This window comes from Massilia consociata, from assembly GCF_042432755.1.
GTDB classification, from domain to species: Bacteria; Pseudomonadota; Gammaproteobacteria; order Burkholderiales; family Burkholderiaceae_D; genus Telluria; species Telluria consociata.
On the sequence record NZ_JBHLWP010000029.1, the window covers coordinates 1 to 24,044 of the forward strand.

Consider the following 24,044-nt stretch of genomic DNA (forward strand, 5'->3'; position numbering starts at 1 on the left):
TTGCCAAATCGACCCCAACGCGGATAAGCTTCATGACGGACTCCTTCTTTCCAAACCGGTTGTGTGGAAACTCCAGTTTGGCACTTACGTGCCCTTAGGGGGAGGAGGAGTCCATCCCATTGCTTTGGGCCGTCTGTTTGTCGCGCCAGACGAAGACGGAACCTGAAGCAGGCCCTGACGGACAGGCTCATGCAAGCACCGTAGGTAGCCAAACGCTTCGGAGGTCCGCCCCACCCCTGTCGGTTCGCGCGCCGCTCCGGTATCATTCGGGGATGAATCAGATTTCCACCCCCCCGTTTGTCATTGGCGTTGCCGGCGGAAGCGGCAGCGGCAAGTCGACGGTGTCCCAACAAGTGCTGGCGTCGTTCGGCGCCGATGTGGTTTCGGTCGTGATGCAGGACGATTACTACCGCGACCAGTCCGACCTTCCCCCGGAAGTGCGCCGCAAGCAGAATTACGACCATCCGCAGGCCTTCGACTGGCCCTTGCTGATCCAGCATGTCCAGGCCTTGCGCAATGGCGAGGCGATCGAGATGCCAGAGTACGATTTCACGATCGACAACCGCTCCAATAAAACCATTCCCGTCAAGCCGGCGCCGGTCGTCGTGATCGAAGGCCTGTTCGCCTTGTATGACGCAGACTTGCGCAACATGATGTCGCTGAAGATCTTTGTCGACACGGCTCCCGATGTCCGCTTCATCCGCCGCATGCAACGGGACGTTGCCGAACGCGGCCGCTCGATGGAGAGCATCGTCAACCAGTACCTGGAAACGGTACGCCCGATGCACAAGCAGTTCATCGAGCCGACCAAGCGGCACGCTGATGTGATCTTGCCGCACGGCGCGAATGGCCCGGCAGTCGACGTGATTACCACCAAGGTGGCGAGCGTCATCGGGCAGTTGAAGCGGTCCTGATCTCAGCTTTGCTCGGTAGCGGTGTCCAGCGCCGGCCGCAGCGCCCACGGTAGCATGTTGTGGATGGTGGTGGCGGCCAGCGCCGCCTGGCCGGTGGCCACCGCGATCTGGTTCAGTCCGCGGGTGACGTCGCCGACCGCAAACAGGCCGGGCACCGAGGTGCGGCAGTGGTCGTCCACCGGCAGCTTGTCGCATTCGACGGTGTCGGCGCCGAGCGCGCTGGCCAGGTCGGAGCGGGCGGTTTCGCCGAGCATCGGGTAGAACACGTCGCAACGGTAGTCTTCGCCATCCTTGGTGTGCAGGATGGGCTTCATGTCGTCGCTCATCGTCACGCCGGCCAGCGGCGACTCGATCAGCTTCACCCCCGCCGCGGCCAGGCGCTGGCGGTCTTCCTCGCCCAGGGCCGATTCCGGCGTGCGCTCGAACAGCAGTACGTCGGCGCTGAAGGTGCGCATGAACAGGGCGTGCCCGACCGGGTTGGTTTCCGAGGTGACCACGCCGATGCGCTTGTCGATCACGTCCCAGCCGTCGCACACCGGACACAGGCGCACCGCGCCGCAGCGGACCGCTTCGTCCCAGCGCTCGACCGGCATGCCGCCGTCGGCGACGCCGGTGGCCAGCAGCACGGTCAGGGCGCGCAGTTCGCAGGTTTCGCCGTTGCCGTCGGCTGGCGCGTAGGTGCCGACGAACACGCCGTCCTCCAGCCGCAGGTCGAGGATCTCGCCCGGCATGACCCGTCCGCCGTAGTTGGCAAGCTGGGCGCGCAGGTTCTCCAGCAGCTCCACGCCGTTGATGCCCTCCGGGAAGCCGGGATAGTTGTGCGACACGGGAATCCAGGAGAGCCGGCTGTTGCCCTTGTCGACCAGCGCGATGTGGCGCGTGAAGCGGCGCAGGTAGACGGCGGCCGTCAGGCCGGCCGGGCCGCCGCCGATGATGAGGGTGTCGAAAACAGTGCGATCGCAGTCCATGTGCGGAGTATGCCGAGTCGCCGGAACGGTTGCTGTCGGCGTGCGCACCCTGCTCGGGTAAGACCCGGCTTACAGGCAGTTGCCCATGCCGAAGGGCCGAAGGGGCTAGAGCGACTTGCCGCCGGCCGCCTCCGGCTGCAGCGTCACGTGGTCGATGCCATGCTTGTCGCGCAGCACGGCGCGCACTGCCGCCAGCACGGCGGGCCACTGGTCGAGGCTGGCGATCTCCAGGTGGCCGATGAGGGCAGGGTGGCCGGGCGACATGTCCCACACGTGCAGGTCGTGCACGTCGAGCACGCCCTCGACGGATTTCAGGCTGGCGCCCACCTCCAGGTAGTCGATCTGGCTGGGGACCCCTTCCATCAGGAAGTGGTAGGACTCGCGCAGGATGCCGATCGTGGAACGCAGGATCAGCAGCGAGACGAAGATCGACAGGATCGGGTCGACCCGCACCCAGCCGGTGAAATAGATGATGGCGCCCGCCGCGATCGCCGCCAGCGAGCCGAGCAGGTCGCCCATCACGTTGACCAGCGCCGCGCGGGTGTTGATGCTCTGGGTGCCGCGCGACAGGATCCAGGCCACCAGCAGGTTGATCCCGGCGCCGATGGCGGCCACCACCAGCACAATGCCGCCCTGCACGTGCTCCGGGTGCAGCAGGCGTTGCCCAGCCTGCCAGGCGATCCAGCCGACCAGCAGCAGCATGGCCAGGCTGTTGACGAAGGCGGCCAGCGCTTCGGCGCGCACGAAGCCGAACGAGTGGCGCGCGGACGGCGGGCGCGCGGCGATCAGCTGCGCCAGCAGGGCCAGGCCGAGCGCCGCCGCGTCCGTGACCATGTGGCCGGCGTCGGCGATGAGGGCCAGCGAATTCGAAATGAAACCGGTGACGACTTCGACCACGGCGAACAGCAGGGTCAGCCCGAGCGCGATCGCCAGGGTCGACTGGCTGCGCGCCTCGATGAAATGGGCGTGGCGCGCGTCGCCGTCGAGGTGGGCGTGCAGGTGGGCGGACGAAGGGTCGGCTCGGTGGGCAGGCATCGTTGCAAATGATGGTTTGTACAACCTCCCAGTGTAAAGCAAACGCGATTCCGGGAGTCAGGCAAGCTCACCGGAAAACTTTTTCCTGGACAAGCCTTGCGGATCAGGGGCGCGCTCCTTATAATGCACCGTATCGGGCGGTTAGTTCAGCTGGTTAGAATACTTGGTCGACATCCAAGGGGTCGCAGATTCGAATTCTGCACCGCCCACCAGAACATCAAGGCAAGCGCGGGGAACTACGGTTTTCCGCTCTTGTCGTCAGTAAGAGCGAGAAAGGCACAAACGGTTATGACACCGCGAACTACAACCTGGTTGTGGGGGAATCGCTAGACGCGGTACGGTGGCCTTTTGTCCGAAGGATCTCGACAACACTGAAGAAAACGCGCCTGGTGCGCGTTTTTTTTCGTCCATCGTTTTTAAATTTCTAGTTATCAATCTTAGCGGGCGCGTCGGCGCCGATTGGAGATCAACATGTTGAACGTACGACTTCCGGATGGCTCCAGCCGTCAATTCGAGGGGCCGGTCACGGTCGCCCAGGTGGCCCAGAACATCGCGCCGAGCCTGGCCAAGGCTGCCCTGGCGGGCAAGGTCAACGGCAAGGTCGTCGACACCTCCTTCCTGATCGAGGACGACGCCGACCTGGCGATCGTCACCGATCGCGATCCGGACGGCCTGGAAGTCATCCGCCATTCGACCGCCCACCTGCTGGCCCACGCCGTCAAGGAACTGTTCCCGGAAGCGCAGGTCACCATCGGTCCGGTCATCGAGAACGGCTTCTACTACGACTTCTCGTACAAGCGCCCGTTTACCCCGGACGACCTGGCGGCCATCGAAAAGAAGATGCAGGAACTGGCCAAGAAGGACCAGCCGGTTGCCCGCAAGGTGCTGCCGCGCGACGAGGCCGTCGCTTACTTCAAATCCATCGGCGAAGACTACAAGGCCGAGATCATCGCCTCGATCCCGGCGGGCGAAGACGTGTCGCTGTACGAGCAGGGCGGTTTCACCGACCTGTGCCGCGGCCCGCACGTGCCCTCGACCGGCAAGCTGAAGGTCTTCAAGCTGATGAAGCTGGCCGGCGCCTACTGGCGCGGCGACTCCAAGAACGAGATGCTGCAGCGCGTGTACGGCACCGCCTGGACCAAGAAGGAAGACCAGGAGCAGTACCTGCACATGCTGGAAGAGGCCGAGAAGCGCGACCACAGGAAACTCGGAAAGCAGCTGGACTTCTTCCACTTCCAGGATGAAGCCCCCGGCCTGATCTTCTGGCATCCGAAGGGCTGGACCATCTGGCAGCAGGTCGAGCAGTACATGCGCAAGACCTACCAGGCCACCGGCTACAACGAAGTCAAGGCGCCGCAGATCATCGACGTGACCCTGTGGCAGAAGACCGGCCACTGGGACAACTATCGTGAAAACATGTTCACGACCGAGTCGGAAAGCCGCACCTACGCGCTCAAGCCGATGAACTGCCCGGGCCACGTGCAGATCTATAACGCCGGCCTGCGCTCCTATCGTGACCTGCCGCTGCGCTACGGCGAGTTCGGCCAGTGCCACCGCAACGAGTCCTCGGGCGCGCTGCACGGCCTGATGCGCGTGCGCGGCTTCACCCAGGACGACGGCCACGTCTTTTGCACCGAAGACCAGATTGCGCCGGAAGTGGTGGCTTTCCACGCCCAGGCGATGCAGGTGTACGAGGACTTCGGCTTCGACAACATCGACGTCAAGATCGCCCTGCGCCCGGAAAACCGCATCGGTTCCGACGAAGTGTGGGACCAGGCCGAAGAGGCGCTGCGTTCGGCGCTGCGCGGCTGCGGTGTCGAGTGGACCGAGCTGCCGGGCGAGGGCGCCTTCTACGGCCCGAAAATCGAGTACCACCTGAAGGATAGCTTGGGCCGCCCATGGCAGGTCGGCACCATGCAGGTCGACTTCTCGATGCCGGGCCGCCTCGGCGCCGAGTATGTCGCGGAAGACAACACCCGCAAGGTGCCGGTGATGCTGCACCGCGCCATCGTCGGCTCGATGGAGCGCTTCATCGGCATCCTGATCGAGAACTACGCCGGCGCGCTGCCGCTGTGGCTGGCGCCAGTGCAGGTCGCGGTCTTGAATATTTCGGATGCGCAAGCAGATTACGTCAAGCAGGTCGAGGCCAAGTTGCGCGCGGCTGGGCTGCGCGTTCACGCTGATTTGCGGAACGAGAAGATTACTTATAAAATTCGCGAGCATTCCGTCCAAAAGCTGCCATACATCCTGGTGGTCGGCGACAAGGAACGTGAAGCGAATACGGTGGCCGTGCGTGCACGGGGCAATGTCGACCTGGGCGTGATGTCCGTCGACGCGCTCGTGGAGCGCCTGGTGGGCGAAGTCGCCGCCAAGGCAAAATAATCCGCGGCCAAACACCATACTTTCAAAGGAATAGACATAGCTACTGACAAACAGCATCGCATCAACGGCGAGATCACCCATCCCGAAATGCGCCTGAACGGCGTGGACAACGAGCCGCTGGGCATCGTGAGCCTGGCGGAGGCGTTCCGCCTGGCCGAGGAAAAGAACGTCGACCTGGTGGAAATCGCGCCGAACGCGAGCCCGCCGGTCTGCCGCCTGATGGACTACGGCAAGTTCAAGTACTCCGAGCAGAAGAAGGCGCATGAAGCCAAGCTGAAGCAGAAGATCATCCAGGTCAAGGAAGTCAAGTTCCGCCCGGGTACCGATGAAGGCGACTACAGCATCAAGCTGCGCAACCTCATCAAGTTCCTGGAAGACGGCGACAAGACCAAGATCACGCTGCGCTTCCGCGGCCGCGAAATGGCGCACCAGGACATCGGCATGCGCATGCTCGAGCGCCTGCGCGGCGACCTGGAGGAGTTCGGCCAGGTCGAGCAGTTCCCGAAGCTCGAGGGTCGCCAGATGATCATGGTGGTTGCGCCGAAGAAGAAGAAGTAATTCTTCGAAGAGTCAGCGTGCCGGGCCGGGTCCGGGTTGCAGCGAAAGCTGCACCCGGCCCGGCCTGCGTTCGTTTGTGCGGTTTGTCGGCGCTGCGCACCGCAGCCGGCAAAACCCGTTCCTGGCCCCAACCATTCCACGCAAACCTGTGCTATCATCTGCGGTTCCTGTTTTTGACAAGCAGGTTGTAGTCGGCAGGTAGTGGCGTCGGCTGCAAGACAAGTGAAAGCAGGCATCCAAGAGCGGCGTTGCCGCCACCTGCAATCCTGTCGTATAGAGGCTGTCCGTAAAAGGGCAGATGACTATGCCAAAAATGAAAACCAAAAGCTCCGCGAAGAAGCGTTTTCGCGTGCGTCCGGGTGGTACCGTCAAGTCGGGTATGGCGTTCAAGCGTCACATCCTGACCAAGAAGACCACCAAGAACAAGCGTCAGCTGCGCGGCACCCGTAACATCAATGCGTCGGACGTCACGAGCGTTCTGCGTATGATGCCTTCCGCTTAATCTCACTAATCTAATACAAAGGGAGCTACCATGCCTCGAGTAAAACGTGGGGTTACTGCACGTGCCCGTCACAAGAAAGTCCTTGAACTTGCAAAAGGCTACCGCGGCCGCCGCAGCAAGGTATTCCGTATCGCCAAGCAAGCAGTCATGCGCGCTGGCCAATACGCATACCGCGACCGTCGTAACAAGAAGCGCGTCTTCCGCGCCCTGTGGATCACCCGTATCAACGCAGCATCGCGTTCGCACGGCATGACCTACAGCGCCTTCATGAACGGCCTGAAGAAGTCCGGGATTGAACTGGACCGTAAAGTCCTGGCCGACATGGCTGTGCACGACAAGCCGGCATTCGCCGCGATTGTCACCGCCGCCAAGGCCAAGCTGGCTGCCTAATTCAGCCAGTTAGCTAGCAAGACCAGTCCTGGGGTAACTTAGGGCAAAAGAGCGGGGCACGGTTGCAGAACCTGTGCCCCGTTTTTGATTGTGGTGGGGCCTCGCAGAAGCTACTGCGCGTTGCACTGCCGGCCTGCGATGCTTGCTGTACTGCTCGTACACCTGCGCTTCTCGGCCAGCATTGCCGCCGCTCGCTACGCTTCTGTGAGACCCTGTAGCGCTGCCACTCAATACAGGAAAAGAACAAAGATGCAATCGCTGGAAGATCTCGTCTCCGCCGCACAGGCTGATTTCGCCGCCGCCCTTGATGCCGCCGCGCTCGAAAACGCCAAAGCCAAATACCTGGGCAAGACCGGGCAAATCACCGACCTGATGAAGGGCCTCGGCAAGCTCGACCCCGAACAGCGCAAGGCGCAGGGCGCCCTGATCAATGCCGCAAAAGAAAAAATCGAAAGCGCACTGACCGGCCGCCGCGATGCCCTGGCCAATGCCCAGCTGGAGGCGCGCCTGAATGCCGAAGCGATCGACGTGACCCTGCCGGGCCGCGGCCGCGCGAAAGGCGGCATCCACCCGGTGATGCGCACCTGGGAGCGCGTCGAGCAGATCTTCCGTTCCATCGGTTTCGACGTGGCCGACGGCCCCGAGATCGAGACCGACTGGACCAACTTCACCGCGCTGAACAGCCCGGAAAACCATCCGGCCCGTTCGATGCAGGACACCTTCTACATCGAGGGCAACGACAGCACCGGCAAACCGCTGCTGCTGCGCACCCACACCAGCCCGATGCAGGTGCGCTATGCGCGCACCCATACCCCGCCGATCAAGGTGATCGCGCCGGGCCGCACCTACCGCGTCGACAGCGACGCCACCCACTCGCCGATGTTCCACCAGGTCGAGGGCCTGTGGATCGGCGAGGACATCAGCTTCGCCGACCTCAAGGGCGTATACCTGAACTTCGTCAAGGCCTTCTTCGAGACCGACGACCTGGAGGTGCGCTTCCGTCCGTCGTACTTCCCGTTCACCGAACCGTCGGCCGAGATCGATATCGCCTTCGGCTCCGGCCCGCTCAAGGGCCGCTGGCTGGAAGTCTCGGGCGCCGGCCAGGTGCATCCGACCGTCGTGCGCAACTTCGGGCTGGACCCGGAAAAATTCATCGGCTTCGCCTTCGGCTCCGGCCTGGAGCGCCTGACCATGCTGCGTTACGGGATCAACGACCTGCGCCTGTTCTATGAAGGCGACTTGCGTTTCCTGAAGCAGTTTAATTAATCAGGCCGTCTATTCAGTACGCTCAGTAATAAATCCGTCACGCGGTTACAAGGTAAAAAGAACATGCAATTCTCCGAAAACTGGCTCCGTTCCATGGTCGATCCGAAAATGACCTCAAGTGAACTGTCCCACCTGCTGACCATGTCCGGCCTGGAAGTCGAGGAAATCGAGCCGGTCGCCCCGCCGTTCTCGAACGTGGTGGTGGCCGAGGTCAAGGAAGTGGCCAAGCACCCGAACGCCGACCGCCTGAATGTCTGCCAGGTGGACGTCGGTACCGGCGAACTCCTGAATATCGTCTGCGGCGCACCGAACGTGCGCGCCGGCATGAAGGCGATTTGCGCCAAGGCCGGCGCCGTGCTGCCGCCGGGCCTTGACGGCAAGCCTTTCGAAATCAAGGTCGGCAAGCTGCGCGGCGTCGAGTCGCAGGGCATGATGTGTTCAAGCAAGGAGCTGAAGATCAGCGAAGAAGGCAGCGGACTGATGGAACTGCCGCAAGACGCACCGGTCGGCACCAGCATCCGCGACTACCTCGGCCTGGACGACCTGAAATTCACCATCAAGCTGACCCCGAACAAGGCGGACTGCCTCTCGGTGCTGGGCGTGGCGCGCGAAGTCTCGGCCTTGACCGGCACCCCGCTGCACGTGCCGACCACGAAGCAGGTCGCCGTGAACCTCGACGAGACCCTGCCGGTGAAAATCTCCGCGCCGGACCTGTGCGGCCGCTTCTCGGGTCGCGTCATCCGCGGCCTGAATGCGCGCGCCGCCACGCCGGACTGGATGGTCCAGCGACTCGAGCGCAGCGGCCAGCGTTCGGTGTCGGCCCTGGTCGACATCTCGAACTATGTGATGCTCGAAGTCGGCCGTCCGTCGCACGTGTTTGACCTGGCCAAGATCCATGGCGGCCTGGATGTCCGCTGGGGCAGGAAGGGCGAAACCCTGAAGCTCCTGAACGGCAACACGGTCGAGGTCGACGAGTGGGTCGGCGTGATCGCCGACGAATCGGCGATCGAATCGCTGGCCGGCATCATGGGCGGCGACTCGACCGCCGTCACCCTGGACACCGCCGACATCTACCTGGAAGCGGCCTTCTGGTGGCCCAACGCCATCCAGGGCCGTGCCCGCAAGTACAACTTCTCGACCGACGCGGCGCACCGCTTCGAGCGCGGCGTGGACTATGCCACCACCGTGGATCACCTCGAGCGCATCACCGCGCTGATCGTCGAGATCTGCGGCACCGACGCTACCCGGGTCGGTCCGGTCGACGACCAGGCCGTGAACCTGCCGCAGCCGAAGGTGGTGAGCATGCGCACGGCGCGCGCCGCCAAGGTGATCGGCGTGCCGCTCACCGACGAGCTCGTGGCGGACATCTTCACCCGCCTGCAGCTGCCGTTCACGTTCGACAACGGCGTGTTCCAGGTGACCTCGCCCTCGTACCGCTTCGACATCGAGATCGAGGAAGACCTGATCGAGGAAGTGGCGCGCGTGTACGGCTTCGAGAACATCCCGGCCAATCCGCCGGTGGCGGCCAGCAGCATGCTGATCGAGCCGGAAAACACCCGCTCCCTGTTCGCGATCCGCCACCAGCTGGCCGACCTGGGCTACCAGGAAGTCGTCAACATGAGCTTCGTGGAAGCGCAGTGGGAGCAGGACTTCGCCGCCAACGCGGAGCCGATCCGCCTGCAGAACCCGATCGCCAGCCAGATGAGCGTGATGCGCTCGAACCTGGTGGGCAGCCTGGTGGCCAACGTGCGCTACAACGTCAACCGCAAGGCCGGCCGCGTGCGAGCGTTCGAGATCGGCGCCGTGTTCAAGCGCAATCCGGCTGCGGCCGACGGCCCGCTGTCGATCGCCGGCTACGACCAGCCCAAGCGCGTCGCCGCCATCGCCTACGGCCCGTCTGTCGACGAGCAGTGGGGCGAAAAGACCCGCGCGGTCGACTTCTTCGACGTCAAGGCCGACCTGGAGGCGCTGTTCGCCCCAGGCGCCGTGCGCTTCGTGAAGGGCGAGCACCCGGCGCTGCACCCGGGCCGCAGCGCCTTCGTCGAACTGGACGGCAAGCAAATCGGCTTCATCGGCGAACTGCACCCGCGCTGGCTGCAGAAGTACGACCTGCCGCAGGCGCCGGTGCTGTTCGAAGTCGATGCCGAGGCGCTGCGCCGGCGCGGCGTGCCGTCGTACACCGAGATCTCGAAGTTCCCGGGCGCCACGCGCGACCTGGCACTGGTGGTCAAGCAGGGCGTCGCAGCCCAGGATGTGCTCGACGCATTCCAGGCCGAGATTGCCGGCAATCCGAATGGAAAGATCGTGCAAGCCGTTGTTTTGTTTGATGAATACCGCGGCAAGGGGCTGGAGACGGATGAAAAAAGCCTTGCTTTCCGCTTTAGCTTGCAAGATACTCAATCCACGCTGCAGGACGAGGTGGTGGACGCCGTCATGGCGGCGCTGTCCCGTGTTGCAGAAGAAAAAGTCGGCGCAAAGCTGCGTGCGTGACCGTCCTTGCAGTGCGCGTACCGGCAGTACGCGAACGCGCAGGCCGAACCACGATTCCAAAACATCGTTTCACTTGAAGGTAGGGCTTCAAAATTAATAACAACGACGTTGACTCGGCTGTTTTCCAGGAAGCACTGGCAGCCGACCTGCATCGCGCGATGCAGGTCGCGCGGGTGCGGAAGGAAGCGGAAAAGGAATTGCCGACGCTGACCAAGGCCGAGCTGGCCGAGCTGCTGTTCGAGCAGGTCGGCCTGAACAAGCGCGAAGCCAAGGACATGGTCGAGACCTTTTTCGACGAGATCCGCAACGCGCTCGAGCGCGGCGAAGCGGTCAAGCTGTCCGGCTTCGGCAACTTCCAGTTGCGCGACAAGCCGCAGCGGCCGGGCCGCAATCCAAAAACCGGGGAAGAAATCCCCATCACGGCGCGCCGCGTCGTGACTTTTCATGCGAGCCAGAAGCTCAAGGCAATGGTCGAGGAGACCAGTCCTGCGAGTAGTTCGCTGGCGCGTGCTGCCTGAGTGATCAATGACCGACCGCCTGAACAAGCCTGAACCCGTTGTGCTGCCGCCGATCCCGGCGAAGCGTTACTTCACGATCGGTGAAGTGAGCGATTTGTGTGGAGTCAAGCCGCACGTCTTGCGCTACTGGGAGCAGGAATTTACTCAGCTAAAGCCGGTCAAACGCCGAGGTAACCGCCGTTATTACCAGCATCACGAAGTGCTGCTGATCCGGCGCATCCGCGAACTGCTGTACGAGCAGGGCTTCACCATCAGCGGCGCCCGTAACCGCCTCGACGGCCGCGGTCACGCAGTCGCCGACGAGCCCGAGGTCGAACTGCCGCCAGCCGCACCCGCCGTCGACGCCGACATGGTGCGTGCCGAGCTGCTGGAGATCCTCGCACTGCTCAAGCACGGAAACAGCCTCGTGTAAGCGGGGCTGGTTCATCCGTGCCGCGGATGTGCTGCCCGCGCCTGATGCGCTCGCTGTCGTGCTTGCTGTTCTCAACTCGTCATTGACATACCGATTCGAGCACCCATATTCGCTTACTGTTCGACGCCTGCTCAGGCATTCCCGCATGCGATGGATAACTCAGCATGTGTGTGTTGTTGATGCGCAGCGCCAGAGTGTTAGAATGTCACCTGCGGTCATGCTGATTTTTCAACGCATGCAAGCTGGGGCGTTGGACGGACCCGGCACTTTCCTGCCTAAAGGAAAATTTAAGGGAAGACAATGATACGCGTTGCCATTTGTGACGATCACCAAATAGTTCGAGCAGGGTTCAAACAGATTTTCTCGTCGTCGGGCGAATTCGAAGTCGTCGCCGAAGGCGCCACCGGGCGGGAAGCCCTCGATATCGCTCGCCGCGAGATCTGCGACGTGCTGCTGCTCGACATCGCGATGCCGGACCAAAGCGGCATCGACATCCTGCGCACCATCCGCCAGGGCCAGCCCAACCTGCCGGTGCTGATCCTGTCGGGGTATCCGGCGCAGCAATACGCGCTCAACCTGTTCAAGATGGGCGCCAACGGCTACCTGAACAAGGAATGCGAGGCCGACGAGCTCAAGACGGCCGTACGCACCGTGTATCAGGGCCGCCGTTACGTGAGCTCGACCGTGGGCGAGCTGCTCGCGCAGAGCTTCGACCGCGACCCGAATACGGCGCTGCACACCGAGCTGTCGGATCGCGAGTTCCAGGTCTTCCTGCGGCTGGCGAAGGGCGCCACCGTGTCGGACATCGGCAACGCGCTGTCGCTGTCGATCAAGACCGTGTCGACCTACCGTACCCGCATCATGGAGAAGATGGGCCTGCAGTCGAACAGCGACCTGACTTATTACGCCATGAAGAACAACCTGCTCGACTGAACGGGCAGGCAGCCGCGCCGCGCAGCCTCATCCGGCCTGCGCAAGGCGCATCCGCACCAGGGCGCCTTCGTGGCGCCTTTTGATTTTCAGGGCCTGCGACTGCGCCCACCCATGCCGTCTTCCTGTATCGCAGCGCCGGCCACGCACCACGGCCGAGGCCCATTGCACATCCCAGGATTCCGCGTACACTGACACCCGTATGCTGCAACGGCACAGAAAACCCCGCCGTTGCGGGCCCTGGAGCAGTCCGTGTTTGCCTGCTCCTGCAATAGTTGTAACCCTCACGCAACTCAGCACTCGCACCGCAGCAATAATGCTCTGCAATATATCGCTGACGCGACTATAATCGCCCCGGACGGCGCAAGTTGCGTGAAAGGAAGCTCATGAACTTTTCCACTGCCCATGATGGCAAGCCGGTCCGCAGCCTGCCCCTCTCGAAGACCTTGCTGTGCGCAGTGTGCGTGGTCATCCTCGTCCTCAACGGGGTTTTCCTGATCCGCAACCTCGATGACCTCAGATCCGCCAATACCCTGCAGGCGCAGACCGCGCGCGTGTCGGACGAACTCCAGTACCTGAACCTGCTCGTCACCGATGCCGAGAGCGGATTGCGTGGCTATTTCCTGTCGGGCTCGGAAGTGAACCTTGGCCCCCTGCATGCGGCCCCCCAGCAGATCGACAACCAGTTGCGCGCGCTTGGGGTCTTACTGGCCGACAATCCCTCGCAGACGAAGAACCTGGCGCAGTTGCGCTCGCTCGTGCAGCGCAAGCTCGGCCTGATGCACCAGGCGCTCGAGGTCTACCGGAAGGGCGGGCTGGTCGACATCGTCGCCATCGCCGCAGCCGAAGAGCGCGGCGAGATGGACGAGATCCGCCTGCAGGTGGTGATCATGACGCGCGAACAGAACGAACTGCTGGCCACGCGCACAGCGGACTTCTATGAGCAGTCGCGCTGGACTGTCCTGTCCGGCGTGGGAATCAATGTGGCCGCGATCCTCGTCATTCTGCTGTTCCACAGCCTGGTGCAGCGCAGCTTCCGCCTGCGCCTGCGCGCCGAGGGGGCGCTGCAGGAGACGAACGACGGCCTCGAACGCATCGTTGCCGAGCGCACCGAGCAATTGTCGGTGCTGTCGCGCCACCTGATCCGGGTGTCGGAAGAAGAAAAGTCGCGCCTGGCACGCGAACTGCACGACGAGATGGGCGCCAACCTCACGGCGATCGGCATGGACCTCACCACGGTGAGCGAACAATTGCGCGCTACCCATCCGGAGCTGGCATCCAAGCTCGGCCGGGCGCGCAAGACCCTGGTCGATACCGTCCAGCTCAAGCGCCGCATCATCGAGAACCTGCGCCCGAGCCTGCTCGACAACATGGGCCTGTCGGCTGCACTGCAGAGCTATTGCGCCGACTACGCGCGCGTCACGGCGCTGGACTGCGACGCGCTGATCGACGCCGAGGCGGATGCCGCCGGCCCGATGCAGGCCATTGCGCTGTTCCGGATCACCCAGGAAGCCCTGAACAATGTCGCCAAGTACGCGCAGGCGCGCACGGTCATCGTCAACCTGACGCGCGAGCCGGACGGTTGGGGCCTCGAGGTGACCGACGACGGCATCGGCATTCCTGCCGATGCGATGGCGAAATCGAAATCCCATGGCCTGCTGGGCATGCGCGAGCGCGCCTTGCTGCTGGGCGGAACCCTGGCGATCGAGCGTGGCGTCAACGGCGTGGGAACCTGTATCCGCGCCTGGATTCCTACGGCCGCGCCGGGCGGGGAGGGCGGCACCCCGGGCGCGCCGACTGCGCTGGCCCCGGAAGTAAAAACGCCGTCTCCGGCATTACCGGAGACGGCGTCGTCAAACGCTTCGGTGAATCTTAACGCGCCACATCCATGAGCAGGCGGTCGTATTCCGACTTGGCGACCTTGTAGCATTCGCCGGCGTACTCTTCCAGACCTGCGCGGTCGAGAACGGTGATGTTGCCGCGGCGGTACTGGATCAGGCCTTCATCCTGCAGCTTGCCGGCGGCGGCGGTGATGCTCTCGCGGCGCACACCCAGCATGATGGAGATGAGTTCCTGGGTCACTTTCAGCTCGTTGCTCGGCGAGCGGTCCAGGCGGTCCAGCAGCCAGCGGCACAGTTTCTGCTCGATCGAGCTGTGGCGGCCGCCGACGGCGTTCTGGGCCATCTGGGCGAACAGGGCGTTGGTATAGCGCATCAGCAGTTGCGGCAGGGCGCCGCCGCGGTTGAACGCGTCACGCAGGTATTGGGTCTTCAGGCGGTAACCGTAGCCGGCGCTCTGGACCACGGCGCTGCAGGTGGCGCGCTCGCCCATGAACAGCGACACGCCGACTGCGCCTTCATGGCCGACCACCGCGATCTCGGTGGTGGCGCCATCTTCCATTACGTAGAGCAGCGACACGATTGCCGTCGTCGGAAAATACACGTATTCCAATTTGCTGCCATACTCAAACAACTCCTTGCCAAATGGCAGAGGGACAAGTTCCAGGTGCTCAAACAGGGTTTCCAGGTCTTGGCGAGGCAGGGCTCCGAGCAGTTCGTTCTGCTGCGTGCCGCTATAGCTGACAACGGGGCGGGACGCGGATTTCACAGTCTCACTCGTGGCTGGGATCTTGTGCTGCGCTTTTTGCGTACCACCAAGTTGAGTGTTATTCATTTGTTGTCCTCTTATCTCGAACATGCTTCAGGGGCGACTGGTGAGGCTTGTTTTCGTTTCCTCATCGCGATGTGTGTACATTAAAGCTATAGTCCGGTGCCGAACATAAGATTAGCAGTCGCACCCATGTAGGCTTGGCGCATCCGGTTTTGTCAGTCCAGTCCTACTGGAGGAAACGGGATTTTTCGCCCTTTTTCTTTGGCTGCGGAAACAAAATCCCGCATAATGGGGCCCATCCCAACGCCCCGAAAACCACGATGCCCCTGCCCATTCTGCTGGTCGAAGACGATGCTGTGCTTGCCGACGGGCTGGTGCGCACGCTTGCGGCGCAGGACATGCAGGTGGAACTGGTGCGGGACGGGCTGCTGGCGGACCAGCGCCTGCAGGGCGGGCCGCTCCCCTCGGTGATCGTGCTCGACATCGGCCTGCCCGGCATCGACGGCTTCGAGGTCGTGCGGCGCCTGCGCGCACGCGGCAGCGCCATCCCGGTGCTGCTGCTGACTGCCCGCGACGCGGTCGAGGACCGGGTGCGCGGCCTGGAAACGGGCGCCGACGACTACCTGGTCAAGCCCTTCGCCACGGCCGAACTGGTCGCCCGCATCCGCGCGCTGGCGCGGCGTCACGCGCCGCCGGCGGACCAGCTCGCGCTTGGCCGGCTCGTGCTCGATACCGCCACCCGCCGCGCCCGCATCGGCGAGCGCATGCTCGACCTGTCGGTCCGCGAGTGGGGCGTGCTCGAATATCTGCTGAAACATGGCGGACGGGTTGTTTCCAAGCAGCAGATCGTCGACGCCATCGCCCCCTGGGGCGAAGACCTGACGCTCAATGCCGTCGAGGTCTACGTCTCGCGCCTGCGCCTGAAACTCGACGGCGCCGGCGTGGCCATCCGCACCATCCGCGGCTTCGGCTACCTGCTCGAAGCGCAAGCGCCGGCATGAGCGGGCTGCAGCCAACGCCGGCATGAGCAGCATCCGCCTGCGCCTGCTCAAGTGGCTGGTGCTGCCGATCCTCGTCTTCAATCTCGCCGCCGCCGCGCTCACCTACCTGCTGGCCTGGACGCCGGCCCAGCTGGCCTTCGACCAGGGCCTGCTCGACGCCGCAACCGGCCTGGCCGCCCGGATCCGGACGGAAGGTCCGGCACGCTCGGACGGCGCGGAGGCGGCTGCGCGCGTGCTGGGCGCCGCGGCGCCCGACGCCAGCTGGTTCGTGGTGCGCGACGGCAGCGGCCGGCTGCTGGCCGGCGACCCGGGCTTTCCGGCACGCATCGAGGGCCAGCAAGTGCGGGACGCCGTCATGCACGGCCAGCCGGTGCGCGCGGCAACGCTCATGGTGCCGACCGCGGCCGGACCGCTGGAGGTCGGCGTCGCCCGTACCTTGCGCCAACGGCAGCAGGTGCGCGCCGCCATCGTGCGCGCCCTGGTGCTGCTCGAGGTACTGTTCAGCCTGGCCCTGGTCGGCCTGATCTGGTTCTCGGTCGGCAACGGGCTGGCGCCGCTGGCGCGCCTGCGCGCCCGGCTCGACGCGCGCGGCAGCGGCGACCTGGCGGCCCTCCCTGATGCCGGCATGCCGCGCGAACTGCTGCCGCTGGTCGCGGCCTTCAACGACCTGCTCGGGCGCATCGCCGCCGGCGCCAGGGCCCAGGACGAGTTCCGCGCCAATGTCGCGCACCAGTTGCGCACGCCGCTCGCGGGCCTGCGCCTGCAGCTCGAATGGCTCGCCGCCCGCCACCGCGACGACGCCGACACGCAGCGCGTCGTCGAGTTGCTGCTGCGCGCCAACGAACGCATGATCCGCCAGGCCAACCAGCTGCTGTCGCTGGAGCGGGCCGACCCGGACCGCTTCGCGCGCGCGCGCCTGGCGCCGCTCGACCTGGCCGCCCTGGTGGCCGAGGCGGTCCAGTCCTTCGTCGAAGGGGCGGTGCGCAAGGACATCGACCTCGGCTTCGAGCTCGCCCCCGCGCCGCTGGCCGGCGACCCTTACCTGTTGCGCGACCTCATCGACAACCTGGTCGACAATGCGCTGCGCTACACGCCGCGCGGCGGCCGGGTCACGGTGTCGACCGGGACGGAAGGGGCCGGCACGCTGTTCGTGGTCGAGGATAGCGGGCCCGGCATCCCGCCCGAGCGGCGCGCCGCCGTGTTCGAGCGTTTCGTCCGGCTGGACGACAAGACCGAGGGCAGCGGCCTGGGCCTGGCGATCGTGCGCGAGATCGCCGAGGCGCATCGCGCCCGGGTGGAGCTGGGCGATGCAGGCGGTGAAGGGGAGAACGGCGTGGCGGGAAGCGGCACGCGCATCGCGGTCCGCTTCCCCAGGGATCAGTCGGCGCCGGAGGTATAGCTGTAGCTGCGCTTGCGCTTGGAGCTGATGGCCGGGCGGATCTTTTGCGGGGCGATCGGGACGCTGGCGCCCTTGTCCTTCTGCACTGCGCCGATCACCACCGTGGTGGCCTTGCCGTCGACCGGCACCCCGGTGGCGAGCACCGGCGAGGGCGGCAGGCCGCCGCCCACGAAAGGCGAGGAGCGGTCGCCGCCACAGGTGCCGGCCACGCCGATCGCGCCGGAACCGTTGAGCAGGTTGACCCAGTAGCCGCGCGCCTCGCCCAGCGTGGTCGAGCAGGTGCCGGCCAGGGCGGGGATCGGACGGTTGGTGCTGAACGTCACCATGCCCCCGGCGATCAGGGCCGAGGTCACGGTCTGCTCGCCGCGTCCGTACTGGTTCAGGTCCATGAACCAGCCCTGCAGGCTGCTGTTCGGGTACACCGCCGTGTTCGCGCAGGTATTGAAGTTGCCGGCCGTGTAGTTGGCGAGCTGGTCGAGGTCGACCGCCTTCGCATCCTGGGGGCTGGACAGGTTGTCCTTGTAGACGTAGAAGCGGTTGGTCACGACCTTGTACGGGTAGTGGGCTTCCAGCGGATGCTCGCGGTCGCCGCTGCCGATCGCCACATAGACCTGGCCCTGGCTGGCCAGCAGGGCTGGCGCGAACAGGAACTTGCGGCCGGCGCTGCCGGTCTGCGCCACCTTGCGCTGGGTCCAGGATCCGCTCGGCTGCGCCACGCGGCCGTTGTTCACGAAGTCCAGCCGGTACAGGTTGCCGCCGGTGTCGGCGGCATAGGCATGGTCGGGCATCGCGTCGTTGTCGATGTCGACCATCGCGATGTCGGCCGCCACCGCGCGCTCGGTCGGGAAGCTACGCAGGATCGCGCCGGTGAAGGCGTCGAGGACGTAGACCACGCCGCCCTTGGTGGCGGAGCAGTTCGGGGCCCGGGTGTCGTCGTCCTCGCAGCGGTCGTAGCCGCCGCCCACCACGAGCACCGGCTTCTTGCCCCCCTCGTGGCCCTTGATGAAGGCCACGGCCGGCGTCGACCAGGTCTGGCCGATGCCCGCCATTCCCGGCGTGCAGCCGGTGTCGTTGTCCAGGTTCGGGCAGCCCGCCTTCCACTTGAACTGCGGGTTGGCGGGATTGCTGACGTCGAGCGCATAGATCATGCGCCCGCCGCGGCGCATGGTCGGGTAGATCCAGACGGCCGAGCTGTCGGCGTTCTGGTACACGCCGGTCGAACCGTCGAAGAAATAATCCTTCCGGGTCGGGGCCGGGTCCACGTCCGGCATGCCCGGATACGCCACCAGCGGCGTATTGCTCTTCAGGCGCGACAGTCGCGGGAAGAACTCGGGCGCGACGAAGGCCCAGCGCTCGACCCCGGTCGCGGCGTCCAGTGCGCGGAATGTGCCGTCATTGGCTCCGTAGAACACGGTGACGCCGCCCTTGGCGCTGCCGTAGTTCACCGGCAGCGGGCGGGAATGGATGACGTCGCCGTGGATCGACGGCCGGGTCGTGCTGGACGCGCCGCTGCCCTTCTCGTTCTCGGTGTCTTCGCCCCGGACGAAGCGGAGAAGGGTGCTGTCCATGCCGCTGTTGGCGGCGGTCAGCGGGGTCAGGCCGATGCCGGGGACATGGGTCAGGACGGTGCGATTGACGGCGTGCGAGGTGGTGGTGCCGGCCGGCGCGTTCCCCTGGCGCAGGATCTGGGCGGCCGCGCCTTTTTCCACGAATGGCCCGTCGGGGGCATCCGAATACTTGTTGAATCCGCTGGTCGTGCAGTCGCCGGCCGGGTCGGGCGTCAAGCCCATGCCGCTCCAGTAGGTGCCGCTGTCGCTGCTCCAGTAGCTGGTGGCGCAGGGCGTCACGAAGCCGGTCACCGAGTTGACGGCCAGCTTGCCGGCGGCGTCGCCGAGCTCGATGCTGCCCTTGTTGTCGACCAGCTGGTAACGCTTGAGGTTGCCGAACCAGCGCGGCTTGGCGCCCGGGTCCGGGCGGAACATGCCGATGAAGACCTGGTTCTCGTTCTGTGAGCGGTTGGTGGCGTTCACCGGCAGGCTGGTGGAGGCGAAGGTCGTGTTGACGGCCTTGATCTCGATCAGGATCTCCTTGAGCGCATCGACGATCGCTTCTTCGTTCTTCGCGGCGAAATACTTGCCGCCGCCGGCGCGGGCCATGCTCAGCATCAGCGAAGTGTGTTCGCCGTTCTGCTGGGCGTTGTAGACGTCGATCGTGTAGGTCGTCACGTTCGAACGGATGGCGCCGGTGCCGGTACTGTTCGGAATCGGCACTCCGCGGTCGTGCATCAGCCGGGCCCATTCGTCGGCATTGCGGGGACCGGTATCGGTGCTGTAGGTCCCGGTGGGCACGTTGGTGATGATGGTGTCGGTCGCCACCACGCTGTACTGGCTGTTGCCGGTCGTGCAGACACCCGCCGGGCTGGGCACCGCCGTGCCGATCTTGCAGCCGTCGGTATAGCCTTCGCAGGTGGCGGCGAACGCGGGCAGGGCGGCCGCCGCCGCGGTGGGGCTGGCATAGCAGGCGCTCGTGGTGCCCACGGTGGTCGAGGTGCTGACGCTCTTGCTGCTGAAGTTCGGGAGGCCGAGCTGGGTGACCGGAACCAGGGCGCCGTTGGCGTTCCTGTTGTTGTTGAGCGCGTTGAGCAGCGCCGTGTTGGCCGGCGTGTCCGAGGACGGGCCGCTCGAGTTCGGGTTGCCGATGAAGATGACGTAGGTCTTGCCGCAGATATTGTCGTGGGTATGCGGCGACTTGAAGCGGGTCCAGGGGGTGGTGTAGCCGCCGCCGTCCGCCTTGCTCGACACGACTGCCGAGGGCGAGTAGGACAGCTCGCCGGCAAAGTAGTTGTACACATCGTACATCAGGTTGCCGTAGGGCGTGTTCGAGTTGCGCTTCTCGTCGGGGCTGTTGATGTTGTTGTAGATCGTGGTCAGCTGGTTTCCCAGCGCGGCCTTGTTGGTGGCGTCCATCGGCCGGATCGCATAGCGGATGAAGCCGCCATCCTGGTTGGCATTGCCCCCGGTGACGAATTCCATCAGGCCCATGCTGATCGAGCCGTCGACTTCGGACAGCACGCGCTTGATCGCGTTCGCTTCAGACTGGCCCTGGGAGACGCCGCCCGGCCACTTCTGGCTCTGGCGCGCCCAGTTCGAGGTGTTGTCGAGCACGATCAGGATGCGCGGATTGTCGGTGGCGCCGGCAGAGGCGCCGGTGAAGATGTCGATGTCGTCGGCCCCGGCCGGCAGCGACAGGAGGGCCGTGGCGCCTGCCAGGGCCAGGAACAAGGCGCCCGTGCGGCGGAAAGTGATGCGCGTGCTGCGGAACATGGCGGAAATCCTTCGCTCGGTAATCAAGTGTTCAAGTGGTCGGGCAATTGTTGGTGACGTCGTCGCGCGCCACACGCACGGCCACGCCCTGGGTGACCTGCACCTGGGCCTCGGTCTGCATGTCGGTCGCCTCGGCGCTGATTTCCCAGACGCTGTCGGCGCAGGCGGAGTTGCCGTCCACGGCGCCGGCCACGCCGAAGCTTTGCGAGCTGCCCATGCTGCAGACCTGGTCCTCGAGCTTGGCCAGGTCGAGCGCGGTGTTCTTGATCACCGGCGCCATCACGCACGCCGGACGCGGCGTGATTCTCACCCGCACGTCGTCCTGGCCGTCGCCGTTGGTGTCGATGCAGCGGGCGTTGTCCTCGCCGCAGGGGTTGGCCAGCACGTGGTCGGGGGCCGTGGTGAAGCGCGTGTTGCTGATCGCTTCCTCGATCACTTCGCGCGCCGCGGCCGCGGCCTCGTCGCGCTGCTGCATGTTGCTGACGATTTGCATGTTGGACTTGCCGACGTTGAAGGTGGTCAGGGCGACCAGGGTCAGCAGCACGAGCATGATCAGGGCGCTGATCAGGGTCACGCCGCGCTGGCGGCGGTAGCGTGCATCGGTCATGGCAGTCTCCTTCCGGCCGGATTGGGCAGGGCCACCTGGGCCTGGAACACGTGGCGCTTGTAGCCGTCGCCCGCCGCTTCGATGACGTGTTCGTCGCCATCGGCATCCAGGCCGAGGGTGTAGCGCTTGGTGTCGGCATGGCCGGGCGTGGCTTCGGTGTTGCGCGCCAGCAGGTGCACGCGCACCGCGACCGCGCTGCGCCAGTTGGCGACCGCGCAGGCCGCGTCGCCGCAGTCGTTGGCGGTGGCCGGGTCGGCGGTCGTGGTATCGGCCACGCCGTCCCTGGCCAGGTCCAGGCCGTACTCGAGCTGGAGGTTCTCGATTCCTTCGGCCAGCGGCACGACGGTCCAGGTCGGGGTGCTGCCGTCGCTGCCCAGTTCGAGGCGCTTCAGGGTCGGGATGCCGTCGCCCGCGCGGTTGTTGTTGGCCACGAAGTAGATGTGGGTCAGGTAGCGGCGCACGTCGGCCGGGGTGCCGCTGCCCGGCGACGACGTGCAGTCGCGCTTGTGGCGGTTCAGGTTGGCGGTCGACAGGCTGAGCGCGTAGAAATCCGCAACGTTGGGCGAATCGAGCTCGCTGGCGTTACTGCACAGCGAGGCCTGGAAGAAGGGGCCGCCCGCCGAGGTCGGTGCGCAGTTGCCGACGCCGGCGATACAGGTGGCGGTGCGGCGCAGGACCAGCACGTCGGTGCCCTCGCGCCGGTCCTGCAGGCAGGCCGGGCTCGCGGCGCCGTCGTCCAGGCCCTGGACCGGCAGGACCAGGCCGGCCTTGATCTCGTCCAGGCTGCTGGCGCACAGGGCCGGCAATGCGGCCGGGTCGGCCAGCACGCTGGGTTCGAACTCGGCATAGTAGCCGGCGTTGCGCAGGTCCACGCCGAGCAGGTCGATCGCATAGCGGCCGTTCTCCACCTGCCGGTGGGCTTTCTCGATCTCGGCCTGCGCCCGGGTGTTCTTGACGAACATGAGCGACAGCCCGGCAAGGATCGACAGGCCGATGGCGACCGCGATCATCAGCTCGGCCAGCGAGAAGCCGCCGGCGCGGCGCAGGCCGGAAGGGAAGGAAGGGGGAATCGTTCGCATCGCGCTTTCCTGTACTTGCAAGGTGTGCATCGGGCGCATCAGGTGCAGCCCGGCAGGCCGACGGCTACCCGCACCGAGACCGCGCGCCGGTGGGTGTCCGGGCCGTACTGGTCGCGGCCGCAGGCCTGCGCCGGCGCCCGCGTCGCGTGCATGCCTTGCCATGCGACGGTGACGAGGTAGACGGCCGGGATGCACACCCCGGGCGCGTCGTTCATGGCGCGCACCTGGGTGACGCAGCCGCGCGCATCCTGCATGGCGCCGGCGTTGTTGCCGTCGGCGCGCCGCTCGGCCGCGCCCTTCAGGGCGGCGCTCCATTCGCACAGGTCGCGCGCGCTGCCGGCCGGCTCGGCCGCACAGTCCTGGCCCAGTTCGCTGCCGGTGCCGAGCGGTGCGCCGGTGACGTAGTCGCCCGCGTGGCCGCTGTTGCCGGCCAGTCGGGCCTGCATGTCCTGCAGCAGGACGGCCGCCTGGGCGCGCTGGTAGGACTCGATCGAGCCGACGTGGGCCTTGGCCTGGAAGGCGGCCAGGCCGAGCAGGCCGAAGGCGACCACGACCACCGTGACCAGGACTTCGACCAGGCTGACGCCGCGCTCGCGGCCTACCCGGCGGACAAGGTGCAGGGAGGAAGTCGATGAAGTCATGGTGTCAGCACGCGGAAGCTTGTTGGGCCGGACGCCCGGACAGGTCGACGAAGACGCAGCGCTCCCCGTCGTGGCCGGCGACGCTGATGTCGAAACGCGGCAGTTCGGTGCCCTTGATGCGGCCGTTGGAAAGGTAGGTGACGCTGGCGGGACCGTCGATCACGGCGCCCTGCACGGCCGGGTGGTCGTCGAGCAGGCGCTCGGCGTCGCCGGGGGCGGCAATGCGCCAGCCGGCCTGCCAGCCGCTGTCGGCCGGTGCCAGCGTGACTTCGCCGTTGCGCTTGATCGCTTCGCTGCGCGCCAGGCTGAGCGAGGTGGCGAGATCGGTGGCGGCGCCGCGTCCGCGCATGGTGGCGACCCAGCTGCCGTAGGCAGGGGCGGCCAGCGAGGCGAGGATGGCCATGATGGCCAGCACTGCCAACAGCTCGGGCAGGGTGACGCCACGCTGGCGCGGCGGGCCGCGCCTTACCATTTGTCGCCCGGCGTACGGGTGCCGGCGTTGTCGATGCCCAGCACGCCGTCGTCCGCCTGGGTGGAACCGGCTTTCGGGGTGGCGGTGATGGTGAAGCGCTGGGGAGGACCGTCTTCCAGGTCGATCTCGATCGTGTACTTGGCGGCCACCTGGTCCGGCACCGGCAGCTCCAGCTCATCGACGGTCGCGGCATAGCTGCGGCTGTCGGCCATGAACTGGATCTGGGCCTGGGCCAGTTCCATCATGTAGGCCTGCGCGGCGGTGCGGTTGCTGCGCACCAGGTACTGGGAATAGGCGGGCAGGGCGATGGCCGCCAGGATACCGACGATGACCACGACCACCATCAGCTCGACCAGGGTGAAGCCAGGCTGGCGCCGGAACGGGGAGGGGAGCATGAAAGGGCCTCGATGTGCAAGAAATGTTGCCCAGTATAAACACCAAAGCTGTCAAATTGCTGAATCAAAGCTGACAAAATGCTGACAGTTGCGCGCAATGGCCATCACGGCGTTGCGCCGCTTTCACACAAGCCGGCCCGCACCCGGTAAAA

At 65.4% G+C, this 24,044-nt stretch carries 22 protein-coding genes and 1 tRNA gene; 14 read left to right on the plus strand and 9 right to left on the minus strand.

Going from position 1 to position 24,044, the window contains the following annotated elements; genetic code table 11:
* Positions 1-272 precede the first annotated feature (272 nt).
* Positions 273-914 carry a uridine kinase gene (gene udk / locus ACFFJK_RS21625; RefSeq protein ID WP_379681730.1) on the plus strand — a complete coding sequence of 214 codons (642 nt, stop codon included), beginning with the start codon at positions 273-275 and terminating at the stop codon, positions 912-914.
* A gap of 2 nt (positions 915-916) precedes the next feature.
* Here the strand turns inward: udk and ACFFJK_RS21630 are convergent, their stop codons facing one another.
* Positions 917-1,882, minus strand: a complete 966-nt coding sequence (locus ACFFJK_RS21630) for an NAD(P)/FAD-dependent oxidoreductase (RefSeq protein WP_379681731.1) — start codon at positions 1,880-1,882, stop codon at positions 917-919.
* A gap of 105 nt (positions 1,883-1,987) precedes the next feature.
* Positions 1,988-2,917 (minus strand): cation diffusion facilitator family transporter, encoded by a 930-nt coding sequence (locus tag ACFFJK_RS21635; RefSeq protein ID WP_379681732.1) that lies wholly within the window; start codon positions 2,915-2,917, stop codon positions 1,988-1,990.
* Positions 2,918-3,052: 135 nt separating this feature from the next.
* On the opposite strand from ACFFJK_RS21635, the gene ACFFJK_RS21640 reads away from it, so the two are divergent.
* The 11 genes from ACFFJK_RS21640 (at position 3,053) to ACFFJK_RS21690 (ending at position 14,257) form a co-directional block, all read left to right on the plus strand.
* Positions 3,053-3,129, plus strand: a tRNA-Val gene (locus tag ACFFJK_RS21640).
* Between the two features lie 259 nt (positions 3,130-3,388).
* Positions 3,389-5,299, plus strand: coding sequence for a threonine--tRNA ligase (thrS, locus tag ACFFJK_RS21645; RefSeq protein WP_379681733.1), 1,911 nt, complete (start codon positions 3,389-3,391; stop codon positions 5,297-5,299).
* A 30-nt stretch (positions 5,300-5,329) separates the two neighbouring features.
* On the plus strand, positions 5,330-5,857 hold the full coding sequence (gene infC, locus ACFFJK_RS21650) for a translation initiation factor IF-3 (protein WP_379681785.1): 528 nt from the start codon (positions 5,330-5,332) through the stop codon (positions 5,855-5,857).
* 304 nt (positions 5,858-6,161) lie between these two features.
* Positions 6,162-6,359, plus strand: a complete 198-nt coding sequence (rpmI, locus tag ACFFJK_RS21655) for a 50S ribosomal protein L35 (protein WP_057262756.1) — start codon at positions 6,162-6,164, stop codon at positions 6,357-6,359.
* Between the two features lie 30 nt (positions 6,360-6,389).
* Positions 6,390-6,749 carry a 50S ribosomal protein L20 gene (rplT, locus tag ACFFJK_RS21660; protein ID WP_027865360.1) on the plus strand — a complete coding sequence of 120 codons (360 nt, stop codon included), beginning with the start codon at positions 6,390-6,392 and terminating at the stop codon, positions 6,747-6,749.
* 249 nt (positions 6,750-6,998) lie between these two features.
* Entirely contained in the window at positions 6,999-8,015 is a 1,017-nt protein-coding gene (gene pheS, locus ACFFJK_RS21665) for a phenylalanine--tRNA ligase subunit alpha (protein WP_379681734.1), read from the plus strand.
* A gap of 63 nt (positions 8,016-8,078) precedes the next feature.
* Complete coding sequence (pheT, locus tag ACFFJK_RS21670; RefSeq protein ID WP_379681735.1) at positions 8,079-10,505, plus strand: phenylalanine--tRNA ligase subunit beta; 2,427 nt, start codon at positions 8,079-8,081, stop codon at positions 10,503-10,505.
* A 158-nt stretch (positions 10,506-10,663) separates the two neighbouring features.
* Positions 10,664-11,023 carry an integration host factor subunit alpha gene (locus ACFFJK_RS21675; protein ID WP_379681736.1) on the plus strand — a complete coding sequence of 120 codons (360 nt, stop codon included), beginning with the start codon at positions 10,664-10,666 and terminating at the stop codon, positions 11,021-11,023.
* Between the two features lie 7 nt (positions 11,024-11,030).
* Positions 11,031-11,435 carry a MerR family transcriptional regulator gene (locus ACFFJK_RS21680; RefSeq protein WP_379681737.1) on the plus strand — a complete coding sequence of 135 codons (405 nt, stop codon included), beginning with the start codon at positions 11,031-11,033 and terminating at the stop codon, positions 11,433-11,435.
* A 300-nt stretch (positions 11,436-11,735) separates the two neighbouring features.
* Positions 11,736-12,368, plus strand: coding sequence for a response regulator (locus ACFFJK_RS21685; RefSeq protein WP_027865355.1), 633 nt, complete (start codon positions 11,736-11,738; stop codon positions 12,366-12,368).
* 383 nt (positions 12,369-12,751) lie between these two features.
* Positions 12,752-14,257 (plus strand): CHASE3 domain-containing protein, encoded by a 1,506-nt coding sequence (locus tag ACFFJK_RS21690; RefSeq protein ID WP_379681738.1) that lies wholly within the window; start codon positions 12,752-12,754, stop codon positions 14,255-14,257.
* Here ACFFJK_RS21690 and ACFFJK_RS21695 read toward each other — a convergent pair.
* The gene (locus tag ACFFJK_RS21695; protein WP_379681739.1) at positions 14,238-15,038 is read right to left on the minus strand and encodes a Crp/Fnr family transcriptional regulator; all 801 of its coding nucleotides are present in this window, start codon (positions 15,036-15,038) and stop codon (positions 14,238-14,240) included. The two genes, ACFFJK_RS21690 and ACFFJK_RS21695, sit on opposite strands and share 20 nt — an antisense overlap.
* Before the next feature lie 257 nt (positions 15,039-15,295).
* Between ACFFJK_RS21695 and ACFFJK_RS21700 the strand changes: the two genes are divergently transcribed.
* On the plus strand, positions 15,296-15,976 hold the full coding sequence (locus tag ACFFJK_RS21700; RefSeq protein WP_379681740.1) for a response regulator transcription factor: 681 nt from the start codon (positions 15,296-15,298) through the stop codon (positions 15,974-15,976).
* A gap of 22 nt (positions 15,977-15,998) precedes the next feature.
* Entirely contained in the window at positions 15,999-17,375 is a 1,377-nt protein-coding gene (locus ACFFJK_RS21705) for a sensor histidine kinase (RefSeq protein WP_379681741.1), read from the plus strand.
* Here ACFFJK_RS21705 and ACFFJK_RS21710 read toward each other — a convergent pair.
* Genes ACFFJK_RS21710 through ACFFJK_RS21735 form a run of 6 tightly spaced genes read right to left on the minus strand, consistent with a single transcriptional unit; the run spans position 17,354 to position 23,892 of the window.
* Entirely contained in the window at positions 17,354-20,698 is a 3,345-nt protein-coding gene (locus tag ACFFJK_RS21710; protein WP_379681742.1) for a pilus assembly protein, read from the minus strand. The genes ACFFJK_RS21705 and ACFFJK_RS21710 overlap by 22 nt on opposite strands.
* A gap of 31 nt (positions 20,699-20,729) precedes the next feature.
* Positions 20,730-21,305 carry a hypothetical protein gene (locus ACFFJK_RS21715; protein ID WP_379681743.1) on the minus strand — a complete coding sequence of 192 codons (576 nt, stop codon included), beginning with the start codon at positions 21,303-21,305 and terminating at the stop codon, positions 20,730-20,732.
* Complete coding sequence (locus ACFFJK_RS21720) at positions 21,302-22,384, minus strand: PilW family protein (protein ID WP_379681744.1); 1,083 nt, start codon at positions 22,382-22,384, stop codon at positions 21,302-21,304. Before ACFFJK_RS21720 ends, ACFFJK_RS21715 begins: the two co-directional genes overlap by 4 nt.
* 38 nt (positions 22,385-22,422) lie before the next feature.
* Positions 22,423-23,025, minus strand: a complete 603-nt coding sequence (locus ACFFJK_RS21725) for a prepilin-type N-terminal cleavage/methylation domain-containing protein (protein ID WP_379681745.1) — start codon at positions 23,023-23,025, stop codon at positions 22,423-22,425.
* A gap of 4 nt (positions 23,026-23,029) precedes the next feature.
* The gene (locus ACFFJK_RS21730) at positions 23,030-23,497 is read right to left on the minus strand and encodes a GspH/FimT family pseudopilin (protein ID WP_379681746.1); all 468 of its coding nucleotides are present in this window, start codon (positions 23,495-23,497) and stop codon (positions 23,030-23,032) included.
* Positions 23,491-23,892, minus strand: coding sequence for a type IV pilin protein (locus ACFFJK_RS21735; protein WP_379681747.1), 402 nt, complete (start codon positions 23,890-23,892; stop codon positions 23,491-23,493). The genes ACFFJK_RS21730 and ACFFJK_RS21735 overlap by 7 nt, the downstream gene beginning before the upstream one ends.
* Positions 23,893-24,044: the final 152 nt, after the last annotated feature.